Origin of the sequence: Winogradskyella haliclonae (assembly GCF_014635865.1) — a bacterium.
GTDB lineage: Bacteria > Bacteroidota > Bacteroidia > Flavobacteriales > Flavobacteriaceae > Winogradskyella > Winogradskyella haliclonae.
The window spans coordinates 1,409,881-1,428,033 of the sequence record NZ_BMDQ01000001.1; the positions used below are offsets into that span (position 1 = coordinate 1,409,881).

Annotated in this window: 21 protein-coding genes; 5 read left to right on the forward strand and 16 right to left on the reverse strand. The window is 31.6% G+C overall.

Annotated features, from left to right (window positions below):
* Window position 1: 1 nt before the first annotated feature.
* The 10 genes from IEV10_RS06435 to IEV10_RS06480 form a co-directional block, all read right to left on the reverse strand.
* Entirely contained in the window at window positions 2-1,267 is a 1,266-nt protein-coding gene (locus tag IEV10_RS06435) for a hypothetical protein (protein ID WP_188373859.1), read from the reverse strand.
* A 3-nt stretch (window positions 1,268-1,270) separates the two neighbouring features.
* Window positions 1,271-1,675, reverse strand: a complete 405-nt coding sequence (locus IEV10_RS06440) for a hypothetical protein (RefSeq protein WP_188373860.1) — start codon at window positions 1,673-1,675, stop codon at window positions 1,271-1,273.
* 21 nt (window positions 1,676-1,696) lie between these two features.
* Window positions 1,697-2,062, reverse strand: coding sequence for a DUF6804 family protein (locus IEV10_RS06445; protein ID WP_188373861.1), 366 nt, complete (start codon window positions 2,060-2,062; stop codon window positions 1,697-1,699).
* On the reverse strand, window positions 2,059-2,247 hold the full coding sequence (locus tag IEV10_RS06450) for a hypothetical protein (RefSeq protein WP_188373862.1): 189 nt from the start codon (window positions 2,245-2,247) through the stop codon (window positions 2,059-2,061). Before IEV10_RS06450 ends, IEV10_RS06445 begins: the two co-directional genes overlap by 4 nt.
* An 18-nt stretch (window positions 2,248-2,265) precedes the next feature.
* The gene (yidD, locus tag IEV10_RS06455) at window positions 2,266-2,613 is read right to left on the reverse strand and encodes a membrane protein insertion efficiency factor YidD (protein ID WP_188373863.1); all 348 of its coding nucleotides are present in this window, start codon (window positions 2,611-2,613) and stop codon (window positions 2,266-2,268) included.
* Window positions 2,614-2,687: 74 nt separating this feature from the next.
* Window positions 2,688-2,897, reverse strand: coding sequence for a hypothetical protein (locus IEV10_RS06460; RefSeq protein WP_188373864.1), 210 nt, complete (start codon window positions 2,895-2,897; stop codon window positions 2,688-2,690).
* 100 nt (window positions 2,898-2,997) lie between these two features.
* Window positions 2,998-3,168 (reverse strand): hypothetical protein, encoded by a 171-nt coding sequence (locus tag IEV10_RS06465; protein WP_188373865.1) that lies wholly within the window; start codon window positions 3,166-3,168, stop codon window positions 2,998-3,000.
* 100 nt (window positions 3,169-3,268) lie between these two features.
* Window positions 3,269-3,937: a response regulator gene (locus IEV10_RS06470; RefSeq protein ID WP_188373866.1), complete on the reverse strand. Its 669-nt coding sequence runs from the start codon at window positions 3,935-3,937 to the stop codon at window positions 3,269-3,271.
* A 9-nt stretch (window positions 3,938-3,946) separates the two neighbouring features.
* On the reverse strand, window positions 3,947-5,635 hold the full coding sequence (locus IEV10_RS06475) for a tetratricopeptide repeat-containing sensor histidine kinase (protein ID WP_188373867.1): 1,689 nt from the start codon (window positions 5,633-5,635) through the stop codon (window positions 3,947-3,949).
* A 27-nt stretch (window positions 5,636-5,662) separates the two neighbouring features.
* Window positions 5,663-5,824, reverse strand: coding sequence for a hypothetical protein (locus IEV10_RS06480; protein WP_188373868.1), 162 nt, complete (start codon window positions 5,822-5,824; stop codon window positions 5,663-5,665).
* 341 nt (window positions 5,825-6,165) lie between these two features.
* Here IEV10_RS06480 and IEV10_RS06485 point away from each other — a divergent pair, with 341 nt between their 5' ends.
* Window positions 6,166-6,864: a hypothetical protein gene (locus IEV10_RS06485; protein WP_188373869.1), complete on the forward strand. Its 699-nt coding sequence runs from the start codon at window positions 6,166-6,168 to the stop codon at window positions 6,862-6,864.
* 410 nt (window positions 6,865-7,274) lie between these two features.
* Window positions 7,275-7,706: a hypothetical protein gene (locus IEV10_RS06490; protein ID WP_188373870.1), complete on the forward strand. Its 432-nt coding sequence runs from the start codon at window positions 7,275-7,277 to the stop codon at window positions 7,704-7,706.
* Between the two features lie 9 nt (window positions 7,707-7,715).
* Here the strand turns inward: IEV10_RS06490 and IEV10_RS06495 are convergent, their stop codons facing one another.
* Both IEV10_RS06495 and IEV10_RS06500 read right to left on the reverse strand, forming a co-directional pair.
* Window positions 7,716-8,150, reverse strand: coding sequence for a hypothetical protein (locus IEV10_RS06495; protein ID WP_188373871.1), 435 nt, complete (start codon window positions 8,148-8,150; stop codon window positions 7,716-7,718).
* A 42-nt stretch (window positions 8,151-8,192) separates the two neighbouring features.
* Window positions 8,193-9,218, reverse strand: coding sequence for a S1C family serine protease (locus IEV10_RS06500; protein ID WP_188373872.1), 1,026 nt, complete (start codon window positions 9,216-9,218; stop codon window positions 8,193-8,195).
* A gap of 193 nt (window positions 9,219-9,411) precedes the next feature.
* On the opposite strand from IEV10_RS06500, the gene IEV10_RS06505 reads away from it, so the two are divergent.
* A complete protein-coding gene (locus IEV10_RS06505; RefSeq protein WP_188373873.1) occupies window positions 9,412-9,825 on the forward strand; it encodes a hypothetical protein in 414 nt (137 codons plus the stop codon).
* A 13-nt stretch (window positions 9,826-9,838) separates the two neighbouring features.
* Here the strand turns inward: IEV10_RS06505 and IEV10_RS06510 are convergent, their stop codons facing one another.
* Both IEV10_RS06510 and IEV10_RS06515 read right to left on the reverse strand, forming a co-directional pair.
* On the reverse strand, window positions 9,839-10,954 hold the full coding sequence (locus IEV10_RS06510) for a BamA/TamA family outer membrane protein (RefSeq protein WP_188373874.1): 1,116 nt from the start codon (window positions 10,952-10,954) through the stop codon (window positions 9,839-9,841).
* Window positions 10,955-11,611, reverse strand: coding sequence for a DUF481 domain-containing protein (locus IEV10_RS06515; RefSeq protein ID WP_188373875.1), 657 nt, complete (start codon window positions 11,609-11,611; stop codon window positions 10,955-10,957).
* 94 nt (window positions 11,612-11,705) lie between these two features.
* Between IEV10_RS06515 and IEV10_RS06520 the strand changes: the two genes are divergently transcribed.
* Window positions 11,706-12,356, forward strand: a complete 651-nt coding sequence (locus tag IEV10_RS06520) for a hypothetical protein (protein WP_188373876.1) — start codon at window positions 11,706-11,708, stop codon at window positions 12,354-12,356.
* Window positions 12,346-13,023 carry a hypothetical protein gene (locus tag IEV10_RS06525; protein WP_188373877.1) on the forward strand — a complete coding sequence of 226 codons (678 nt, stop codon included), beginning with the start codon at window positions 12,346-12,348 and terminating at the stop codon, window positions 13,021-13,023. Before IEV10_RS06520 ends, IEV10_RS06525 begins: the two co-directional genes overlap by 11 nt.
* A 137-nt stretch (window positions 13,024-13,160) precedes the next feature.
* Here IEV10_RS06525 and IEV10_RS06530 read toward each other — a convergent pair whose 3' ends face one another.
* Window positions 13,161-14,999 carry an SLC13 family permease gene (locus IEV10_RS06530; protein WP_188373878.1) on the reverse strand — a complete coding sequence of 613 codons (1,839 nt, stop codon included), beginning with the start codon at window positions 14,997-14,999 and terminating at the stop codon, window positions 13,161-13,163.
* On the reverse strand, window positions 14,996-18,148 hold the full coding sequence (locus IEV10_RS06535; protein ID WP_229719614.1) for a cytochrome c biogenesis protein: 3,153 nt from the start codon (window positions 18,146-18,148) through the stop codon (window positions 14,996-14,998). Before IEV10_RS06535 ends, IEV10_RS06530 begins: the two co-directional genes overlap by 4 nt.
* Window positions 18,149-18,153: the final 5 nt, after the last annotated feature.

Sequence of the window (18,153 nt, forward strand, 5' to 3'; positions counted from 1 at the left end):
TTTATAAAGTTTTAGTGTAGACTTTGTTTTGATACGTATCTGTATCAATTTCTAAGCTTTTAATATGCTTGTCATATACATTTCTACATTCTAATAATAAAGCGTCCTTTTCATCTTTACCCATTTGTAATGTGGAAGAAATATATTCTTGCCAGCCTTGAAGATATTCTGTAGATAAAGCTTTATAATTCATGACAGGGAGTATAAAACCATCAATGATGTTCTGAAGCTCAGTGATTCTTGTCTTTATACCCGAAATTTCATTTTCTACTCCTGTTACTTGCTCTTTGATTTTTGAAGATTTTTTCTGTTTTCCAAAAATGGCTTCTTTCTTCTCTCTTATGAAAGCTTTGATTTTATCTCTATCAGCATGTTCTTTCATCACAAAATCAAATACCAATCCCCAAACAATGTAGGAAACGAAACCAGCGAATATGATTAACCAGAAACTGATGCTTTGAAAAGCTACAGAAATATTAAAAACTTCACTATCAAAAGTTTTATTAAGGTTGTATAACTTCTTGTCTATTAAGTAAGCTAGAATGGCATCGAATAAAAACGTAATTATCAATAAAGCAGCTATTTTGAATTTATTGATTAATCCGCGTTTCTCTTGAAACATGTGTATTAGGTAGCCTAATGCGAAAAAGACAAATGGGATAAATAAAATAAAGACTAATTCTAGCCAACCAGCTTCGTAAGCTTTAGAAAGTGCTTGAGGATCAAACATACCTTGAAACAAGCTAATTCCAGGATCGAATTCTCTAAAAAAGGCAGAGAAGGATGTAGATATGTAAAACACAAAGATATAAGCAGCTAAGGGTAGTAAGAAGCTTATACCAATCCAAAATTTAGCACTAGCTTTTTTATCCACATCGACAATGTAATCTTCAGGATTAGTCCTTACTTTTCTACATACCTCTTCTAAATTCTCGATTTCATTATTAATATCACGTACTTTTTTTTCCAATCTTTCATGCTCTTCATTTTTGTTCAGTAATGTGGTCTTTTTTCCTTTTTGCTCAGCGATATATGGTTGTTTTAAACGTTCTTGATTTGCAAAATCTTCTTTACATTTTTTTTCAAAAGATTCATATAGAGTATCCAAAGAGGTTTTTAAATTGTGAGTGTTTCCTGAACATGCCTTAGATTTATTAAAGCCATCATCATGATAAGTGACTTTTTGATTCTCAATCTGTTCTGGCTTTTCAATCGTTTCATTACTGTTTTGAGATGTCAGTTGTGTTAATCTTTTTAATAATCCCATAGCTTAGTCATTTAGTTCTTTTAAAAGAGCTTCTTTAGTTTTTTTATTTTTCGCACTATCTAACAGATAGTTGGATAATTCTTCGGATGTACCTTCTTTAAATTCAAACTTTAAGATGTATTTTTTTAAAGCTATTTTCTCATCATCAGTCACTACATCATCAGCCCAAATCATTAGAGCAAAATCATAGAGGTATTCAATTCTTTTTTCTATGGTTTCTGGAATTGTTATTGTTCCAGAATATCCAGTTAATATATCTTCTAACTCCTGTTGCGAAATACCTCTTTCCTTTGCAAACTTGTAGAGTAGTTGCATTTCTAAATGACTAAAATTATCATCCGTTAAAGCAATTTGGTATAGGCGTAAAAAATGACTTTTTACCTCTAATGATATTGATGAGTTCTCCATGTTTTTGATTTTTGGTTATGATTAGTAAATCTTATCTCTGCTATAGGTCTTATCTGCTTTTTTTACTTTTTTTTCTGACTTTTTTTGAGGTTGTTTTAAAAATGCAACAAGTAGAAACAAGATTCCAGAAATAATGTCTATAGGTATCCAATAGGCTTTGATATACAGATAAATTGGAAAAATTGGATTAAATAGTATAGCTATAATGACGAATGCTAAAATCCAAGGGAATTGCTTCTGTCTGAGACTAACCATAACAAGTAATGCACCAATAAATACAATTGTTCTTAAAAACGTATAATACTCTATTGGCCAGTAAAAGACAGCCACAAATAGTAGTATAGCACAGCAAACACATGTTGATTTTAGTAAGTTGTTAGATTTCATTCTTTTGTGTAAACAGCTAGATATGTAATAGAGGGTGTTCCAATACCCAAGCAGCCAGGTTTCTGCACTTGAAATACTGAATGAAATTTATACCCTTGTTCAGAATATTTATTAAATCTACCCTCTAAATTAACTATGGCTTTATTAGAGAATTCAGCCCCAATTTGTTCAATTTTGTAATGCATAATTATGATTTTAAAAAGTTATTTTAGTTTATCTATTCCACCATTTTTTGATCTACAACGCCCAAGTCTATTTATTGTTAAAGCGAAGCCTTTGTAGAACCCTTTTTCTCTAAAAGCTTGTTCAGAATATCTTGAACAACTAGGGTCAAAGACACAACGATTCCCTAATTTTTCTGATATATGATTTTGATAGAACCTTATTGATTTAATAACTAGATATAGCCAAACAGGTTTATATGGAATAGGTAAATTTTGAATTTGCAAATCAAGTTTAGTATGTCCACATAAATGTCTTTTTACTATAATTATATCTTTTTCAGATACGTTTACTTCAAATGAATCATTTTCGTTTTCTAAATATTTCATGCATCAAACATAAACTCATTAAAAAACAAAGCCTTACGGAATTCCGTAAGTTAATTCATGGGAAATCTTAAAAATTATTTCATACCTCCAAATATGGCCACTAATGCAACTGCTATGAAATGACCTATTTTGCTTAAAATTGCCCAAATAATTAAAAACCCTATTGCGCCAAAAAAGCTATCAGGTTCAATCCAATTCCATGCTAAAACTCCAGAAAGAATTGAAATTAAAATTGTGATAACCCAAAGCATTGCTATAAAACATCCATCATTAGATTCATTCATATTTAACTTTTTTTAAATTCATTTATCAAACATAGACCCGTTAAGAAACAAAGCCTTACGAAATTCCGTAAGGCTTTGTTTCTTTAACTGAACATGGATTTTATGCATAACTAATAAGCTTCCAAGTCACTGCTTTACCATTATAGGGCGGAAATGTTTCACCTTCAGATAAAGGAATAGTAGTAGATGGTGTGCTTTGAGCTTTCCAAACTCCAGATTCAGGACATTTTTCTCCCGTTTTTCTTGTTGTTCCAATTGGTGCTTTTGCCATAGTTTCAAATATTTGATATTAATAATATTCAAACCTAGAGCCATTTTGAAGTTATTCCTTACGGTATACCATAGTACAATGAAATATTTATAAAATAGGATTAGATTAAGCCTCTATCTATAGCAATGGCAATAAGTTGCTCTGAAGTATGCGCATCAAAAAGTACTTTGAGTTTATTAATACGTTTTTCAATACTGCTGAGGCTACGAGCAGGAAAGTCTTTTTCTTTGAAGTAATTAGCAATTTGTTCTCTTTTTAAGCCTTTGGCTAAGAGCTGCAATAATAGTTCATCATATAGGTCTGTTTGAGAAATGTCATCAACATTACGAAGTAATTGTGCTATACTAGGAGAGCAATACATTTTATCTTCGAGAATAGTATGAATTGCTTTTTTCAATTCTATAGATTCTTCACGCCCTTTTTCAACATAAGCATCTATGTCGTATGTATCTATAAGACTCTTAATTTTTCCTATACGATGCTCTACAGAAAACACGATGATTTTTAAATCAGGTTGAATAGCTTTGACAGCTTCAATTAGTTCCTCACCCGAAGTCAATGTTCTTTTTCTATGATCAGCTTTAAACGATAGGTCAGTAATTAAAAGATTAAAAGGCAGATCTATTCGCAAGGCAGCTTTAAGTTTAAGAAGTGCATCATCACAATATTGGGCAGTAATAACATTTGGAATGTTTAATTCATTTAATGTTCGTTCTACACCTTTATTAATGGTATTTTGATCTTCAGCAATTAAAACGTTTTGAAACATAAGAAGTATTTAACTATTAAATTCTAAAGTGGCCTTAAAACCATTTCCTTTCGAAGTTGTGAAGTTAAAACTTCCACCAATACCATTGATACGGGATTCCACATTTGCCAATCCATTTAATTTTGTTCCATTGACAGAAAAACCTATGCCATCGTCGACATATTTAATTTCTTTTTTCCTGTTATGATTTTTAAATACAATACTGACGACTTTTGCCTTACTATGTTTTTTCATATTGACTAATAGCTCCTGTAAGCACCTGTAGATTACCACTTTTTTATGCTCTTCTATGCTCTGCCAATCTATCTTATTTATATCATTAGTAACTACCTTGGTCTCTGGTTTATTATGCTGCATCAATAAATGCTTAATGCTATCGGAGAAATTAGCTAATTCAATGCTTCCTGTTTCAGTAGAAATATCTCTTGTGCGTAAATAAATATCTTCGATATTATCTAAAAGCAATGATTTTTTAGCTTGAGTAACTTCTATATCATTCTCGACGAAATTCATAAGGTCAGACATGTCATTTGCTAATTCATCATGCACTTTTTTTGATAATTCAGTTTCTTTTAGATAAGCCTCTTTAATCTTGTCTTTTTTGTGCTTTGATTTTAAAAAGAAGTATAAAAAAATAGAAAGTAGTAGAATAGATAATCCAATGAATAGATAGATTAAATTTATGTTTTTTTGACGTTCATTCTCGAGCTCACTATCTTTTAATTTGAGTTTTGCTTCGTTTGCTATCTTTTCTTGCTTTTCAAAAGCATATTTTTTTGATGCATATTTATTTTGTGCTAATCTGTTACTTTTATTAATACTGTCTTCTAGTTTGTTTAATTTTAGAATTTTTGAGTCCTTATTTAAACTGCTGTAGAATGATAAAGTATTTAATAAATAATCACTATTTCCGCTAGCTTCAGCAACTTCGATAGCTCTATTGGCATATTCTAAAGCTTTTATTTCGTTATTTCTATCTTTATAGTATTCCCCTATATGTATATAGCTTTCTATAATTCCAGGGGTATAATTTAACTTTAGCCTTATTTCCATAGCTTCTGTTAAACTTGTTAAGGCATCAGGATTTTCTATTTTGGATTGTGCAAAGCCCAAATTATCCAAAGCTCTGGCAGTATTTTCCTTTTTGTTAAAATTTAAACTATTTAAATATGATTCTTTAAAGAACTCTATGGAAGAATTATAGTCTTTTTGTTCTAAATAAACTTTTCCTATATTATTAATAATAGTAACTCTATTTTTAGAATTGTTATTTAAATCTAAAACCGAATTGTAATATTTAAGAGAAGTATTGTAATCTTCATAATCTAGATATAAATTTCCTAAAAAGTTATTTAAAGGTATTCTGTAATCATTATTTTTTCCCTCAATCTGATCTAATAATTTTATTGCTTCAATTGCAGTTTTTTCAGCCTCGTATATGAATCCAATTTTTTTTTGAGCACTAGCTATGTAGGTTAAATTATATACTAATGCCAGAATGTTATCGTCTTTTTTGTGAAGATTGTTTAGGTTTTGAAGGTATAAGATGGCATTAACTACATCATTATTTTTTTTGGAGCTTTTGATTGACTCCACATAAAAGTATGTACTATCTGGATTATTTTGAGCTTCTATGTGTTTATTAAAACACAATAAGGACAATAAAAAAAAGAGGAATGAAGTTTTAATTGGTTTCATTCCTCTAAAATAGTAACAAATTAATTATTACCCACCACTTCCAGGTGGTGGCGGTGGTGGCGGGTCAATTTCTCCACTTCCATCGCAACAGGCTTGTTGTGCAACTTCATCTGTTAAACTCTCGGGATTACACGAGCTAAAATTTAATGCAATAAAAAGTATTGCAAAAAGATATATTACTTTTTTCATTTCTCTAAAATTTTGGTAAAAGGGTTGCCGTCCGAAGTTTTTCAGATAAGTTTTGTGCAACCCTTTCGGGTTATACATTTGTTTCTTTTGGGAAGTGGGAAAGTGTATTGTAATACTTGATAGAAGTTCCCAAGACATCTATACAGGCATTACTTTACGGTATTCCGTAGCAATCAATTTTGTACATTAGTTATGTTAGCAATGCATAACTAGAATTGATTATTAGTGGCAATTTCGTAATGACTTAATAAAAATCGTTAGTAAAGCTTTTGCATTCTTTTTGTATTCTTTTTGTAATGAAAAAAATGCGTGTAAAGTTCTGATTATAATAACTGTGTGAAATGGAATTTTTAAAACAACCAAAGGAAAGAATACTTAATCAAACACAAGATTTAATGAGTCATGTATTTGAGAAAGCTAAGAATGACTCAAATGAAGTTACTCCAAACGGGATTTGTGTTTATTTAATGAAAGAGTTAAATGAAAAGATTAAAGAACGGAATCTAACTAAATACTATAATGGTTATATATTGGATAATGAACTTGAAAGAACAAAACCAACTAAATATAATTTGGATGTTCTCAGTAATTATTTAGGCTTTGAAAACTTTGAAGAGTTTGTTGCAAGAGAAGAGAAAGAAAAGAAGAAGAGAAAATTAAGACGCAAATTATTTCTCTGTCGAATATTAAGTTTTGTTTTATTAATATCGTTGTTAGTATTTATTTTAAAATATTATAAAAAGAACTGTATGATATGGGTTGATGACCATTATGAAAAAATAAGGTGTTCTGGTTTGGATAATGAGAAGAAATTAGATGAAGTGGTTTTGAAAAAATTTAGGAAAATAGACGTATGCAAGGATTCAACATTTTTCAAAGATGGGGAGGCAATTATTCACTATACTAGACATAATAACATTGTTGATTTTTTTACTGATGATGGAGAGCATCCTATTTTCGATAATGTTTATACTGATCCAATAACTAGAACAATCATTAATTCTAGGGTAAGACCTTGTGATAGTATTAATACTAATTAGTAATTGTCCCATATTTCTTGGAAGGCCTATAAATAGTAGGGGATACTTTATGTATCACATTTGTAGATTCAACAAAGTCATTACAATCGTGAGAACTATATTTTTTAATCTCATAATTTATTTTTAAATGTTGGACATTAGTTTTTGATAGCTATGTTCTAAGGTTTAAACACGCTACACTTATCTCACTTTTTTTATTTGCGAATTCTGAATGAAACTATTCTACCATCAGGTGTAAAATAAGGAGCACCACCTTTCAGTAGTTTTATTTGTGTAAGTTCGGTGTCATCTGTATTCATAATCCAAATTTCCTTGATAACGATTTTAACCGAGTTTTAGATAGTTTATTATACTAATTATTATTTTATTAAATTTAATAACAGAAAAGTTTTAGAATTTTAAATAGAAAAATGAGCAAACAACATTCACACCCCAAAAGCATATATCATGACGCATTAGCTGGCATAATGAAAATTACTTTAAGAGATGAAGATGCTTCTAATGAAGAAAAGCAATTTTTAGTGAATTTTGCAAAAAGGTTAAGTATAACTGATGAGGAATATGTAACAATCTCTAACACCTATACTTCACATGAGATTAAAGCACCTCATTTATATGAACAGAGGTTAGATGCTCTTTATGAAATTGTTAAAATAGTTTGTACAGAAGATACTTTGTCTCCTGAAAGCAAAGAAATTTGGTTAAAAAGGGTAGGAAAAGCTCTAGGATTTGACCCAAGCAATGTAAAGTATATAGTGGCCAAATCTCTTGATGTCTTTGCTGACAACATAAATGTAACTAAAGAGTATTTTATGGATGAGGTTAAAAATCTAAATCAGTAGACATTATCCTTAAAAAGGATTATATTGACTTAAATTCAGTTCCCAACCCTTTCTTTGATATATAGCTACCAAGATAGTCTTCCAACTTTCTTTGTGTGTTTGAAATTGTTCCTCTGATAAATATTTAGAAACATCTTTATTTAGTTTCCTTATTAGCTTAGGAAATTCTCTTTGTAATTCTGTATCGCTTAACTTGTTGTTTTCCAGTTGTTTCATTTTAAGACTATAATACTTAACAATAATACTATAATTATCACGTGCTTCGTCTTTAAGCCCCATTTCACTCATACGATTTTCATACCAAATATGTTGAACTTCTTTGTCACCAGATATAAATTCTTCAACAGAATATTTTGATGTAATGGTTTTTTTTGTTTCTGATTTGTTATTTGAGCAAGCTATAATGGAAATTGAACAAAGAATAGCTAAAGTTATTTTTTTCATAATAAAGGATTTTCTTTTTTCTATAGAATTATGAGATTGAATTTAAGGACTATATTCCAAAGTCAATAATTTACCTGCTCTTAATACGGTTATATTAAATTTAGGTTTATCTCCAATTGATTTGGCAAAATCAGCTAATTTCAACAGTGCTTCGTCTGAGAGTTCAAACCTAATGCTATTGAATGCAAGTATAATATCTCCACCAGCAATAAACTTTTGGTTTCCAATTGAAATTTCAGTATCACCACCTTTGACACCCATTTTATCAAAAATCGAGGATGATGCCACTCTTTGAACTAACAAGCCATATTTCTGTGGTAGATTAAAAATTTTGGCTTCTTTATCTTTTAGCGTATGAAATTCTGCTCCAAACCATGGCATCTTATTATTTAAGAGCAACTTTGCCGCTAAGTTTGAACTTGTAGCGAACCCAATGCCATCAGACCCGCCAGATTTTGTCTTTATATGACTTACAATTCCTATGACTTCTCCTTTTAAATTAAACATAGGCCCACCAGAGTTTCCTTGATTTATGGCAGCATCAGTTTGAATAAAATCTGTAGTTGTAAAAGGATTTTCCCCTAAGCTTTCTTTTTTAAATGCACTAATATAACCTGATGACATTGAAAACCCAACACCAAGAGGAACGCCTACTACAAAAACCTGATTTCCAATTTTCATACTACCTGAATCACCAAAGCTGACAGTAACAGCATTAATTTTGGGTATAAACAATTCAATTAAAGCTATATCAGCAGCTTCATAAGAAGTCACAACTTTTGCAGGTATGGTTTCGCCATCAGAGAACTGAACTATTAATTTTTCAGGTACTTTTACAACATGTGCCGCTGTGACTACTAGCTTATTAGTAATCATAAAACCTGAGCCTAATCCATTTTTTGTAGACACTACAGTCTTATTGTCGTTAGTCGTAGTTAATGTTTCTTCTTGGGTAAATATGGCAACTACTGCTGGGCTTACCTTATTGTAAACCTCAGATAAATCTTGAGAATTTACAGTAGTCATACAAATGGTGACGAGTAAAAGAGTAAAGAGAATAGTCTTCATTTATAATGAGTTTAAAATGGTTGGAAATTATAAATTCAAAGTACTAATTAGATTTCAATTGCTAACAACAAATTAGGTAATAAATGTAATTTTAATCTAATTTGGTTTTGTACTCACCTCAAATAAATTATCTTTCCAATAGAATTTTTATATTAAAGGTAATTTCATTAATTAATGAAAATTTGATATAGCTATGAGTGAAACTAGTAAATATTTTGCCGCCTTTGCTTCAATTATGAAGATTACCCTTCGAGAAGGTAATTCATCAATAGATGAAAAAAGAATTTTACAAGAATTTGGTAAAAAACTGGGGATTTCTTCTTCTGAGTACTTCGAATTATTAGACTCTTATGACAGTTTTGATATTACCCCAGTAACAACTAGAAATGAACGATTAAAAGCATTTTACCAAATTATTAATGTCATCTTTACCAATGATTATCAAAATACAAACAAAAATGAATGGCTTGAGCGCATTGGCGTTGCCATTGGCTTTAGTTCTATTAACATAAAATATATTGTGTTAAAATCATTGGATTTATTTAAGTCCAATGAACCGTTAACTGAGTCTATTTATATTGACGAGATTAACAATATGAATAAATAAGAGCTTAAGGATTTTAAAATGCCTCATTTATTCCAAAGTAAATTCCCGAATTACCCTGTACGCCTTGGCCGTAATCAAATCGTAACCAGGTGTCTTTATCCTTAAAAATTTTGAATCTGACTCCTAAACCGAGGCTAGACTTTATGTTTTTTATATTAAAAAAATCCTCAGGTTTCTCTGCTACTTCCCCAGCTAAAGCAAATGCATTGATAGTCCATCTAGGCTTAAATCTCCATCTGTATTCTGTTTGAGAGACGTACATATTTTTATCTAAAAAACGTCCAAAGAAGTAACCTCTTGCTCTATTTCCACCACCATAACTAGCCAAAGCCTGAAATGGTACATCTCCAAAATTACTCTCAGAATACAACTGAAAGGCTAGCAAACTTTTTTTTCCAACGGGTAAATACTCTCGTAAATCTAAAATAAATTTATTGAATTGATTACTAGAGCCCAAAATCTTACTCGCAAACTGAGCCTTTGCTTGATAATAGTAGCCTTTATTTGGTGAACCTGTATTATCTCTTGTGTCGTAATTAAATACAGCCCCTAAACCTACGATAATAGCACTATTACTTCCTGTAATACTACCCGTATCTAACAAACCATTTGATTCAACCTCAGTAACCTCGTGATTCTTGTAGGTAAACTGAAAACCAAAATTTAAATTTGAAGGCAGACGCTTTAAGAAAGCTATATTTAGAGCATGAGTCGTTTGGTTATACACTTCCTCATTAGCATCTGGTGTATTGTTCCCTATACCCCAAAACAAATTAGGATACACTTCGAGTAAATAGTGAGCATCAATAAAATAATCTCCAGAACCCAAATAAACTTGTGGCGTTACCTCCAGTATTATTTGCTCATTCAAGGTGTAGATACCGCTAAAAAGAATATTAGAAAGTCTATTTTTATACCGATTCTTTTCGCTTAGGAAAAATAATTGCCCTCCTCCACCAAAACCAAAATCGGTTTCTGGAGTGTAAAAAGCAATTGGAATGGCTATTAACTGATAGTTTTTGTTCGAAGCTATGGTGTCTGTTTTTATAACATTGTTTTCATCTTTTCTCTGACCAAAAAGCGAAAGTGAAACACTAAAGAGCAATATGTGTAATAGTCTAATTCTCATTTAAAAAAAGAAATCATCTAATAAAATATTAAACCCAAATGATAACGATATATCGTTAGAACTTATACTGTAATTCGTTTTCACGTTAGAAGGTATTGATTCTTGTTCAACATCTAACCAAAATAAATTCACATTAATGCCTAAATCGAAAGCAACATTATCTGTTATAGTATAAGAATAACCCAGACTAAATATGGAACCTAAACCACTGCCTTCAGAAAATTCATTGACAGTCATTAAATTTTGGGTGAAATCAACCTCATTACTATATCTAGTATATCCAACAGCTGCAGTTATAAATAACCCTCCAGTTTTATTGACATTGAAATAGTAGTTAGAAAATGGCCCTATAAAAAGAGTTTCTGTTTGTTGGTCTACATTACCACTCGTATTAATTCTATTAATCTGTAAGCGCCCACCAACTAAAAATCTATCCTTTAAAAATTTACCACTCTGTATATTAATACCGTAGTTATTTGTTGAGGTTTCTTGATCTAGAGAATTTATTCTAATAGTTGTAGAACTAATAGATCCTGATAAACCGGTAAACCATCTTCCTTTTCTAAATGCAATCGAATTGGAGTCAGCAATTTGGGAGTTTGCGTAAACGCATACTAGAGTTGTTAATATTAAAAGAGAGGATTTTACAAACTTCATTAAATAAAAGCTATTGGAATATTTTAAACAAAAAATAACACACCTTAAAAATAGAGAAATTGTTATATTTACAGCCGAATTATAACAAAAAATAATGCTAAGATTTAGCCTTTTTTTACTCTTAATTTTATCAGTATCATGCTCACCAAAATTATCATCCAGTTTTGTAAATGATAATTATCAAAATAGAGAATACAAAAGAATAGCAATCATTGGTGTAAATGATAGACTGACTTCTAGATTAGCTTTTGAGAAAGAGGCTGTTTCTCTTTATAAAGAAAATGGTATTAATGCCGTAATGGGTATTGATATGTTTCCACAAAATATGAGCCAGGCCGAACAAGAACCTGAAAACCTTATTAAGATTATAAAAGAAAATAATCTTGATGGAATAATTACGATAAGCCTTGTAGATGTTAAAGATGAACATCGTTATCGTGAAGGTAATATACGTTCTGTTCCTGTCGGATATTACAGAGTAGGTAGGCATATTTATAGAAGGTATGTTACTTTGAGAGAGTCAGGTTATTACGAGCAAACCAAATCTTATGTTATAGAAGCCGTATTGTATGACTTAAAGGGAGAACTAACAGAAAACCAAGACACATGGGCATGGACTGGTGAATCTGCTTTAATTGACCCAAGCTCTTTAGAATCTGCAGCAAATACTTTTTGCAAAAAATTAGTCAACCATACTATAAAAGAGGGTATTATAAAAGCAAGCTTTAAAAATCATGAAAATTAAAAATATTTTACTTCTAATTCTATCCGTAATTCTTTTTAATAATTGCGCATCCGTAAAATTAGCCGAAACTAGTTTTACTATCGATGAGCATACATTAAAAGGAAAAAAAATACTTGTAATTGCTAAGTCCGAAGACTTAAAAGTTAGAAAAGCATATGAAAACGAATTAGTACATAAATTGAGTAAAGAAGGTTTTGAAGCTGTTGCAGCATATGAACTTTTCCCAAACCTAAAAGAAAATCGGAATACTGACGCTGAAGAGGTTAAAAAGATAGTAAACTTGTTTAAATCGAAAGGTGTTGAAAGTATTCTTGTAACCTCTTTGAGAAGTAAAAAAACATTAAAGCCTGAACCAGTCATTAATTCTGAAACTTCTTCGAGTAACATTAAAGGTAAATATGGTTTTTCTTTTGTAGACTATTACAATATAAACTCTATAGAATACTTATCAAGTTCTCTCAGACCTGTAGACAGAAATTCTGAACCAGAAATATATGAATCTTTTCTTGAGTCTACAGTTTATACTTTAGAAGCTGTAGTTTATGATTTATCCTTACCAAAGACCAGCCAACTCGCTGGAGTTTATGAGGTTGAAGCTATAGATCCAAAATCTGCAAAACAAGTTTTAGAAAGATTTACGACTATTGTTGCAAAACAGATAAAATAGGTTTAAGGTTTCTTCATTTCTGAAAATTCCCTTTTTACCTTAATATAACCATAAGTTCCAATGGATATTAAAGGAGACACAAGTAAAACTAATTTTAGACAACTAATAAATACTAAATCCATTGTGGTTTTTTTAAATTAAAACGGCCATATTACAGGTACTATAATCATTGATATTATTAAAAATAAAATTAGTAAAGGTGTCCCAACTTTTAAATAATCTGTAAACTTATAATCACCTGCTGCCATAACCATAGCATTAGTTGTAGTACCTACAGGCGTTAAAAAAGCCGTGGAAGCACTTATAGCAACTACAATCATAAATGGTTCTGGAGATATCCCTAATGAACTTGCTGCCAATATGGCTATTGGAGCCATTAATACAGCAGTTGCTGAATTGTTTATGGCTTGGCTAAATCCTGAGGTTAATAGAAATACCCCTGCTAATAATGCAATTGGATGAATGTTTCCTAAGCTTGAAACAAGTCCATTAGCCGCTATATCTGCGATACCGGTTTTCTGTAAAGCAATACCCATAGGTATCATGGCAGCAATCATAATAACGCTTATCCAACTTATTCCTTTATACGCTTTTGCCATGGGAACGCAACCGGTAATTAACATAATTCCTGCGCAAAGCATTGCTGCCATAGCTCCTGGTAGAACTTTAAAAACCAGAAGCAGAATCATTAGTATTAAAGTGCCTAAGGCTAGGTAAGATTTATAAGTTAATTTATCCAAACTTTTAATTAAACTTTCAGGGCTACCAGAAATCACAAGGTTCTTATAGGTATTTTTAAGGGCTTCTATCTTTTCCCAAGTTCCCCTAATAATGAAGGCATCACCAGCTTTTACCGCCACGTTTTTATCAGTTAATGGCTTGTTATTTCTAGAGGCTGATAGCAGTTGTATACCAGCCTGTTCAATATAATACCCCATCGGTAAATTATGGCCTAGAAATAATGATTTTGGTGTTACAATCATTTCTGCCATACCAACTTCCTGATTTAAAAGTTCTTCCTTTAATTCTTCTTGATTACTTTCAAATGGAAGAATGCCCAAATGAAACCGTAAAATAAACTTATCTATATTCTCAGTTTCACCTTTCACCGTAATAATATCATGATAACGCAGTTCAGTAAGTTTATCTGGAAATTCAACAAAAGATTTAATTCCTTTAATTGGCTTTGGGTGTCTTCTTTTTAATCTAACTATTGAAATATTATAATCCCTTTCAAAATCCCATTGCCCTATAGTAGTTCCTATAAGAGAAGACATTGATCGTATACGTAATCTATATAAATTGTCTCCTATAGCATAGTTTTTTATCCATTCATGCAATTCCGAATCAATACTCAAAGGTTGATTTTCACTTTTCTTTGAGGGCAAAAGTTTATAGCCTATAAATCTGAAATATAATAAAGCAATTAGCAATAATGGTACTCCTATGAGCGCAAATTCGAAGAAGGAAAAAGGCTCCAATCCAGCTTCTTGTAATGCATTACTTGCGATAATATTTGGGGGTGTTCCCGTTAAAGTCAATAAGCCTCCTGTATTAGAACCAAAGGCAACTGGCATCAATAATTTTGATGGCAATGTTCCTATAGTATATGCCGATGATACCGTAACCGGAAGTAGTGTTGCAACAGTACCTGTATTACTCACAAAACCTGATAATACTCCAGAACCAAGCGTAACTAAAACTAGGAGCTTTGGAACACTTTTGCCTGCCCATTGAACAAATTTTTGACCCGCTAACGCTGTCCAACCAGTCAAGGACAGTCCTTCACCAATTATAAATAAAGAAGCAATCATTATTACTGTTGGATTACTAAATCCACTTAATGCCTCGTCAACTGTGATAATTCCAAATAAGAAAAGGCTCATCATTGACAATAGGGCAACAATGTCAGGAGAGAATTTTCCCCAGATAAATAAAACAATTGTTACCATCAAAATAATAATCGTTATGGTCATTCAATAGTGGCTTTTTTAGTTCTATGAATTTTATGGCGATAGTAACCTAGAACGGTAACGATGATTACAACAAAAATTAAAACATATATGAATTTTGGAATTGGTAAGGGGTCACCAGCCGCATAACTATGCAAACCAGATAAATAGTAGTTAACACCAAAGGATGTCATTATAATAGAGCCAAATGCAAAAACACTTGCTGTATTCAATATGTAGTTATTGTTTAGAGCAGGTACGAAACGTAAATGCAATACAATTGCATATACAATTATACTAATTAATGCCCATGTTTCTTTTGGATCCCAAGCCCAATATCTTCCCCAACTTTCATTGGCCCATATACCTCCTAAAAAAGTGCCTACAGCTAAAACAAATAAGCCAATGGTCATAGCGATTTCATTAATATAGGATAGTTCCTTAATTTTTACAGTCAATAATTCTTTATTCTTCGAATTTCGAAATATGATTAATAATAACGCCATAAACCCTAATAAGAAGGATAGTGCTAAAGGCGCATAACTGCTAACAATGGTTGCCACATGTACTTTTAGCCAAAATGATTTAAGGACTGGCATTAGATTGGTAATTTCAGGACTCAACCAATCCAAATAGCTCACAAATAACAATGCTCCTGTAAACAGTGTAGTCAATGGTAATGCAAAATCAGATTTCCTAAAGGTTAAGAAGCCACATAGTAATAATACCCAAGACACAAACACTAACATTTCGTATCCATTACTCCAAGGCGCATGCTGTGCAACATACCAACGCAAAATAATATTCCCAGCAAACAACACTAAACCTAAAAGAGTCATTATTACAAAGGCATTCCATAAGACTTTTACAAGTCTATTTTGAGTTACAATTTTTGCTACAGCTAATACAAGCAATATTCCTCCGAGTGTAAAAAATACCTGAAATAGCCAAAAATTAAGATTCAATTGGTTGTAAAGTAACTCACCTTCAATACGTTCCCGATTTGGAATAATTTTCTTACCCAAAACATCTTGATACGTTTTAATATATTCTAACTTATCACTAGCCTCTATCCAATTTTTAGCATTTACATCTTGGTAGTAATTTGGAATAATACCCTTAGCAAAACGCCCATCTTCTGTTGGAAAATCCCTAAAATGATGCGTATAGCTAAACCATGTATCGTTCTTATCATTTTTATTTGGAAAAATCTTTAGGTAGTTCCCAGAGAATAGATTGAAAAGGATGTTGAAACGTTCATCCACCTTTATAACTTCCTTATCAAATTCATTTCGTTCAGCGGGTTTTTTTTGATTGGCTTGTTCAACAACTTCAGCTAAAATGTAACTGCCTTTGGCATCTAAAAACTCGGTAAAAGCGACCAAATCATCATCCGATTTTTCTAAGCCAGAAAAAAGGTCTCCTCCTTTTTCCGTGTCAACTTTTATGAGTGGGATTTGATTCCATAATACAGGATTAGCTTGCATTGCTAAAAACGCTTGATCCGCATTTAGCCTTACCTGTTCATCATCTTTAGTAAATCTAAAATATGGTCGACGCGTAAGCTTTCGCATAAATTCTGAAGCTAATGTGTTCATAGGTTTTATACGACCATCTAAATCTTGAACCATCAAACGACCGAACAACTCAGCGTGTTGCTTATCAACTTCTTGTTGCTTTATAAGCTCTGTTGTGATTTCTATAGTTGAATCCTTATTCTGCGAACTACCCGATTGAGCGCAAAAAAATAAGACTACTACTACGCTAACATGTTTAAGTTTCTTCAGTTTTTTATTGATAATTTTAAAACGAGATTGCTTTCCAAATAATGTAAAGAACATACCTGTCATCATCAAGTAGTATCCTAAATATGTCACATTTGTTCCTAATTTATCGTAATTAACTGCCAAAACAGTTCCTAATTCATCTGTATCATAGCTTGCCTGAAAAAACCGATAATCTTGATAGTCTAAAACGTTATTCATGTAAATTCGATAAGGTATTTCTTTATCACCATCCAAAACTTGCACTTCGCTGGCATACGCTGAAGGACTTGTTGAACCCGGATAGCGCTCTAACTGAAAATCGTCTAACTGAACTACAAAAGGTACAGTTATAGCCTCAGCTCCATATGAAAAATTAAAATCAATTCCACCAATAGAAAGCTCATGGTTTGTTGGTAAAAACCCTTGTCTGTACAATAGGGTTATATCTTCGGTTTGTCCATTAACAGTAACACTTAATACTAAAGCATCATCTTTTACCTCATCATTATCTTTGGGTTTTTCTGCACCACTTACCAAGTCAATTTTAGCTTTCTTATGATACATCAACGGTACAAAAGAGGCGTCGCCATCTCTATATAATGTTCGTAATTTTAGAGAGACTAAAGTGTCTTTTGGAATAACAGAAGCCGTTTCTGTTGCCATTATAAAGGTACTTAATGGTCGCGGAGATTTTACCTCAAGTTCACCTTCGTCATTTTCGGTAATATTAATAACTCCAGGCACATCAACTTCAAAACCAATCTTATGCTGGTGCATACCAATAGTTTCAACTTCACCTTTTTCTAAAAACACTGTTTCTCTACCATTACCTGCAGAAACTACCAATTCTATTAATGCTTTACCTTTAACACTATCAAGCACTATTTCTGGTAAAGCATCTGCTACAAAATTTTTATAACTAATTCTAAAAGGATTGCCCTCAATATCTCCCTCAACTGCAAAATCGTTATTGCTTAGCATCGAAAACTCAATTGGTTTTTTTAGAGTTTTTGATTTTCCGTTAGAAAATATATGAGCGTGTAAGAAGTTAGTATCAGAAATAATAGTATTGCTTTTAGCACCTTCACGAATGCGCATTATACCACTATAAGAATAATACCGAGTAATTCCAGCGCCAATAAGAATAACAATAAAAGCAATATGAAATAACAATATTGCCCATTTCTGTTTTTTATAAAGTTTGTATTTGAAAATATTGGCAATAAAGCAGAATCCAAGTCCAAGCATTATCAACTCAAACCACCAAGAATCATAAATGATTTTCCACGCTGTAGCAGTTCCAAAATCATTTTCAACAAAAGTCGCCACAGCCATTGCAATGGCGAAAAGCAGCAGTAATAATAGGGCTATTGAAGAGGATGCAAAAACCCGATATAGTTTATTCATGCACT

Bases quoted from the DNA above. Each gene is read 5' to 3' on its own strand.
- IEV10_RS06440 (WP_188373860.1), bottom strand. From the start codon at position 1,675: ATGGAGAACTCATCAATATCATTAGAGGTAAAAAGTCATTTTTTACGC.
- IEV10_RS06520 (WP_188373876.1), top strand. From the start codon at position 11,706: ATGCTAAGATTTAGCCTTTTTTTACTCTTAATTTTATCAGTATCATGC.
- IEV10_RS06515 (WP_188373875.1), bottom strand. From the start codon at position 11,611: ATGAAGTTTGTAAAATCCTCTCTTTTAATATTAACAACTCTAGTATGC.
- IEV10_RS06490 (WP_188373870.1), top strand. From the start codon at position 7,275: ATGAGCAAACAACATTCACACCCCAAAAGCATATATCATGACGCATTA.
- IEV10_RS06505 (WP_188373873.1), top strand. From the start codon at position 9,412: ATGAGTGAAACTAGTAAATATTTTGCCGCCTTTGCTTCAATTATGAAG.
- IEV10_RS06475 (WP_188373867.1), bottom strand. From the start codon at position 5,635: ATGAAACCAATTAAAACTTCATTCCTCTTTTTTTTATTGTCCTTATTG.
- IEV10_RS06525 (WP_188373877.1), top strand. From the start codon at position 12,346: ATGAAAATTAAAAATATTTTACTTCTAATTCTATCCGTAATTCTTTTT.
- IEV10_RS06495 (WP_188373871.1), bottom strand. From the start codon at position 8,150: ATGAAAAAAATAACTTTAGCTATTCTTTGTTCAATTTCCATTATAGCT.
- IEV10_RS06500 (WP_188373872.1), bottom strand. From the start codon at position 9,218: ATGAAGACTATTCTCTTTACTCTTTTACTCGTCACCATTTGTATGACT.
- IEV10_RS06485 (WP_188373869.1), top strand. From the start codon at position 6,166: ATGGAATTTTTAAAACAACCAAAGGAAAGAATACTTAATCAAACACAA.
- IEV10_RS06465 (WP_188373865.1), bottom strand. From the start codon at position 3,168: ATGGCAAAAGCACCAATTGGAACAACAAGAAAAACGGGAGAAAAATGT.
- IEV10_RS06435 (WP_188373859.1), bottom strand. From the start codon at position 1,267: ATGGGATTATTAAAAAGATTAACACAACTGACATCTCAAAACAGTAAT.
- IEV10_RS06480 (WP_188373868.1), bottom strand. From the start codon at position 5,824: ATGAAAAAAGTAATATATCTTTTTGCAATACTTTTTATTGCATTAAAT.
- IEV10_RS06470 (WP_188373866.1), bottom strand. From the start codon at position 3,937: ATGTTTCAAAACGTTTTAATTGCTGAAGATCAAAATACCATTAATAAA.
- IEV10_RS06535 (WP_229719614.1), bottom strand. From the start codon at position 18,148: ATGAATAAACTATATCGGGTTTTTGCATCCTCTTCAATAGCCCTATTA.
- IEV10_RS06445 (WP_188373861.1), bottom strand. From the start codon at position 2,062: ATGAAATCTAACAACTTACTAAAATCAACATGTGTTTGCTGTGCTATA.
- IEV10_RS06460 (WP_188373864.1), bottom strand. From the start codon at position 2,897: ATGAATGAATCTAATGATGGATGTTTTATAGCAATGCTTTGGGTTATC.
- IEV10_RS06510 (WP_188373874.1), bottom strand. From the start codon at position 10,954: ATGAGAATTAGACTATTACACATATTGCTCTTTAGTGTTTCACTTTCG.
- IEV10_RS06450 (WP_188373862.1), bottom strand. From the start codon at position 2,247: ATGCATTACAAAATTGAACAAATTGGGGCTGAATTCTCTAATAAAGCC.
- yidD (WP_188373863.1), bottom strand. From the start codon at position 2,613: ATGAAATATTTAGAAAACGAAAATGATTCATTTGAAGTAAACGTATCT.
- IEV10_RS06530 (WP_188373878.1), bottom strand. From the start codon at position 14,999: ATGACCATAACGATTATTATTTTGATGGTAACAATTGTTTTATTTATC.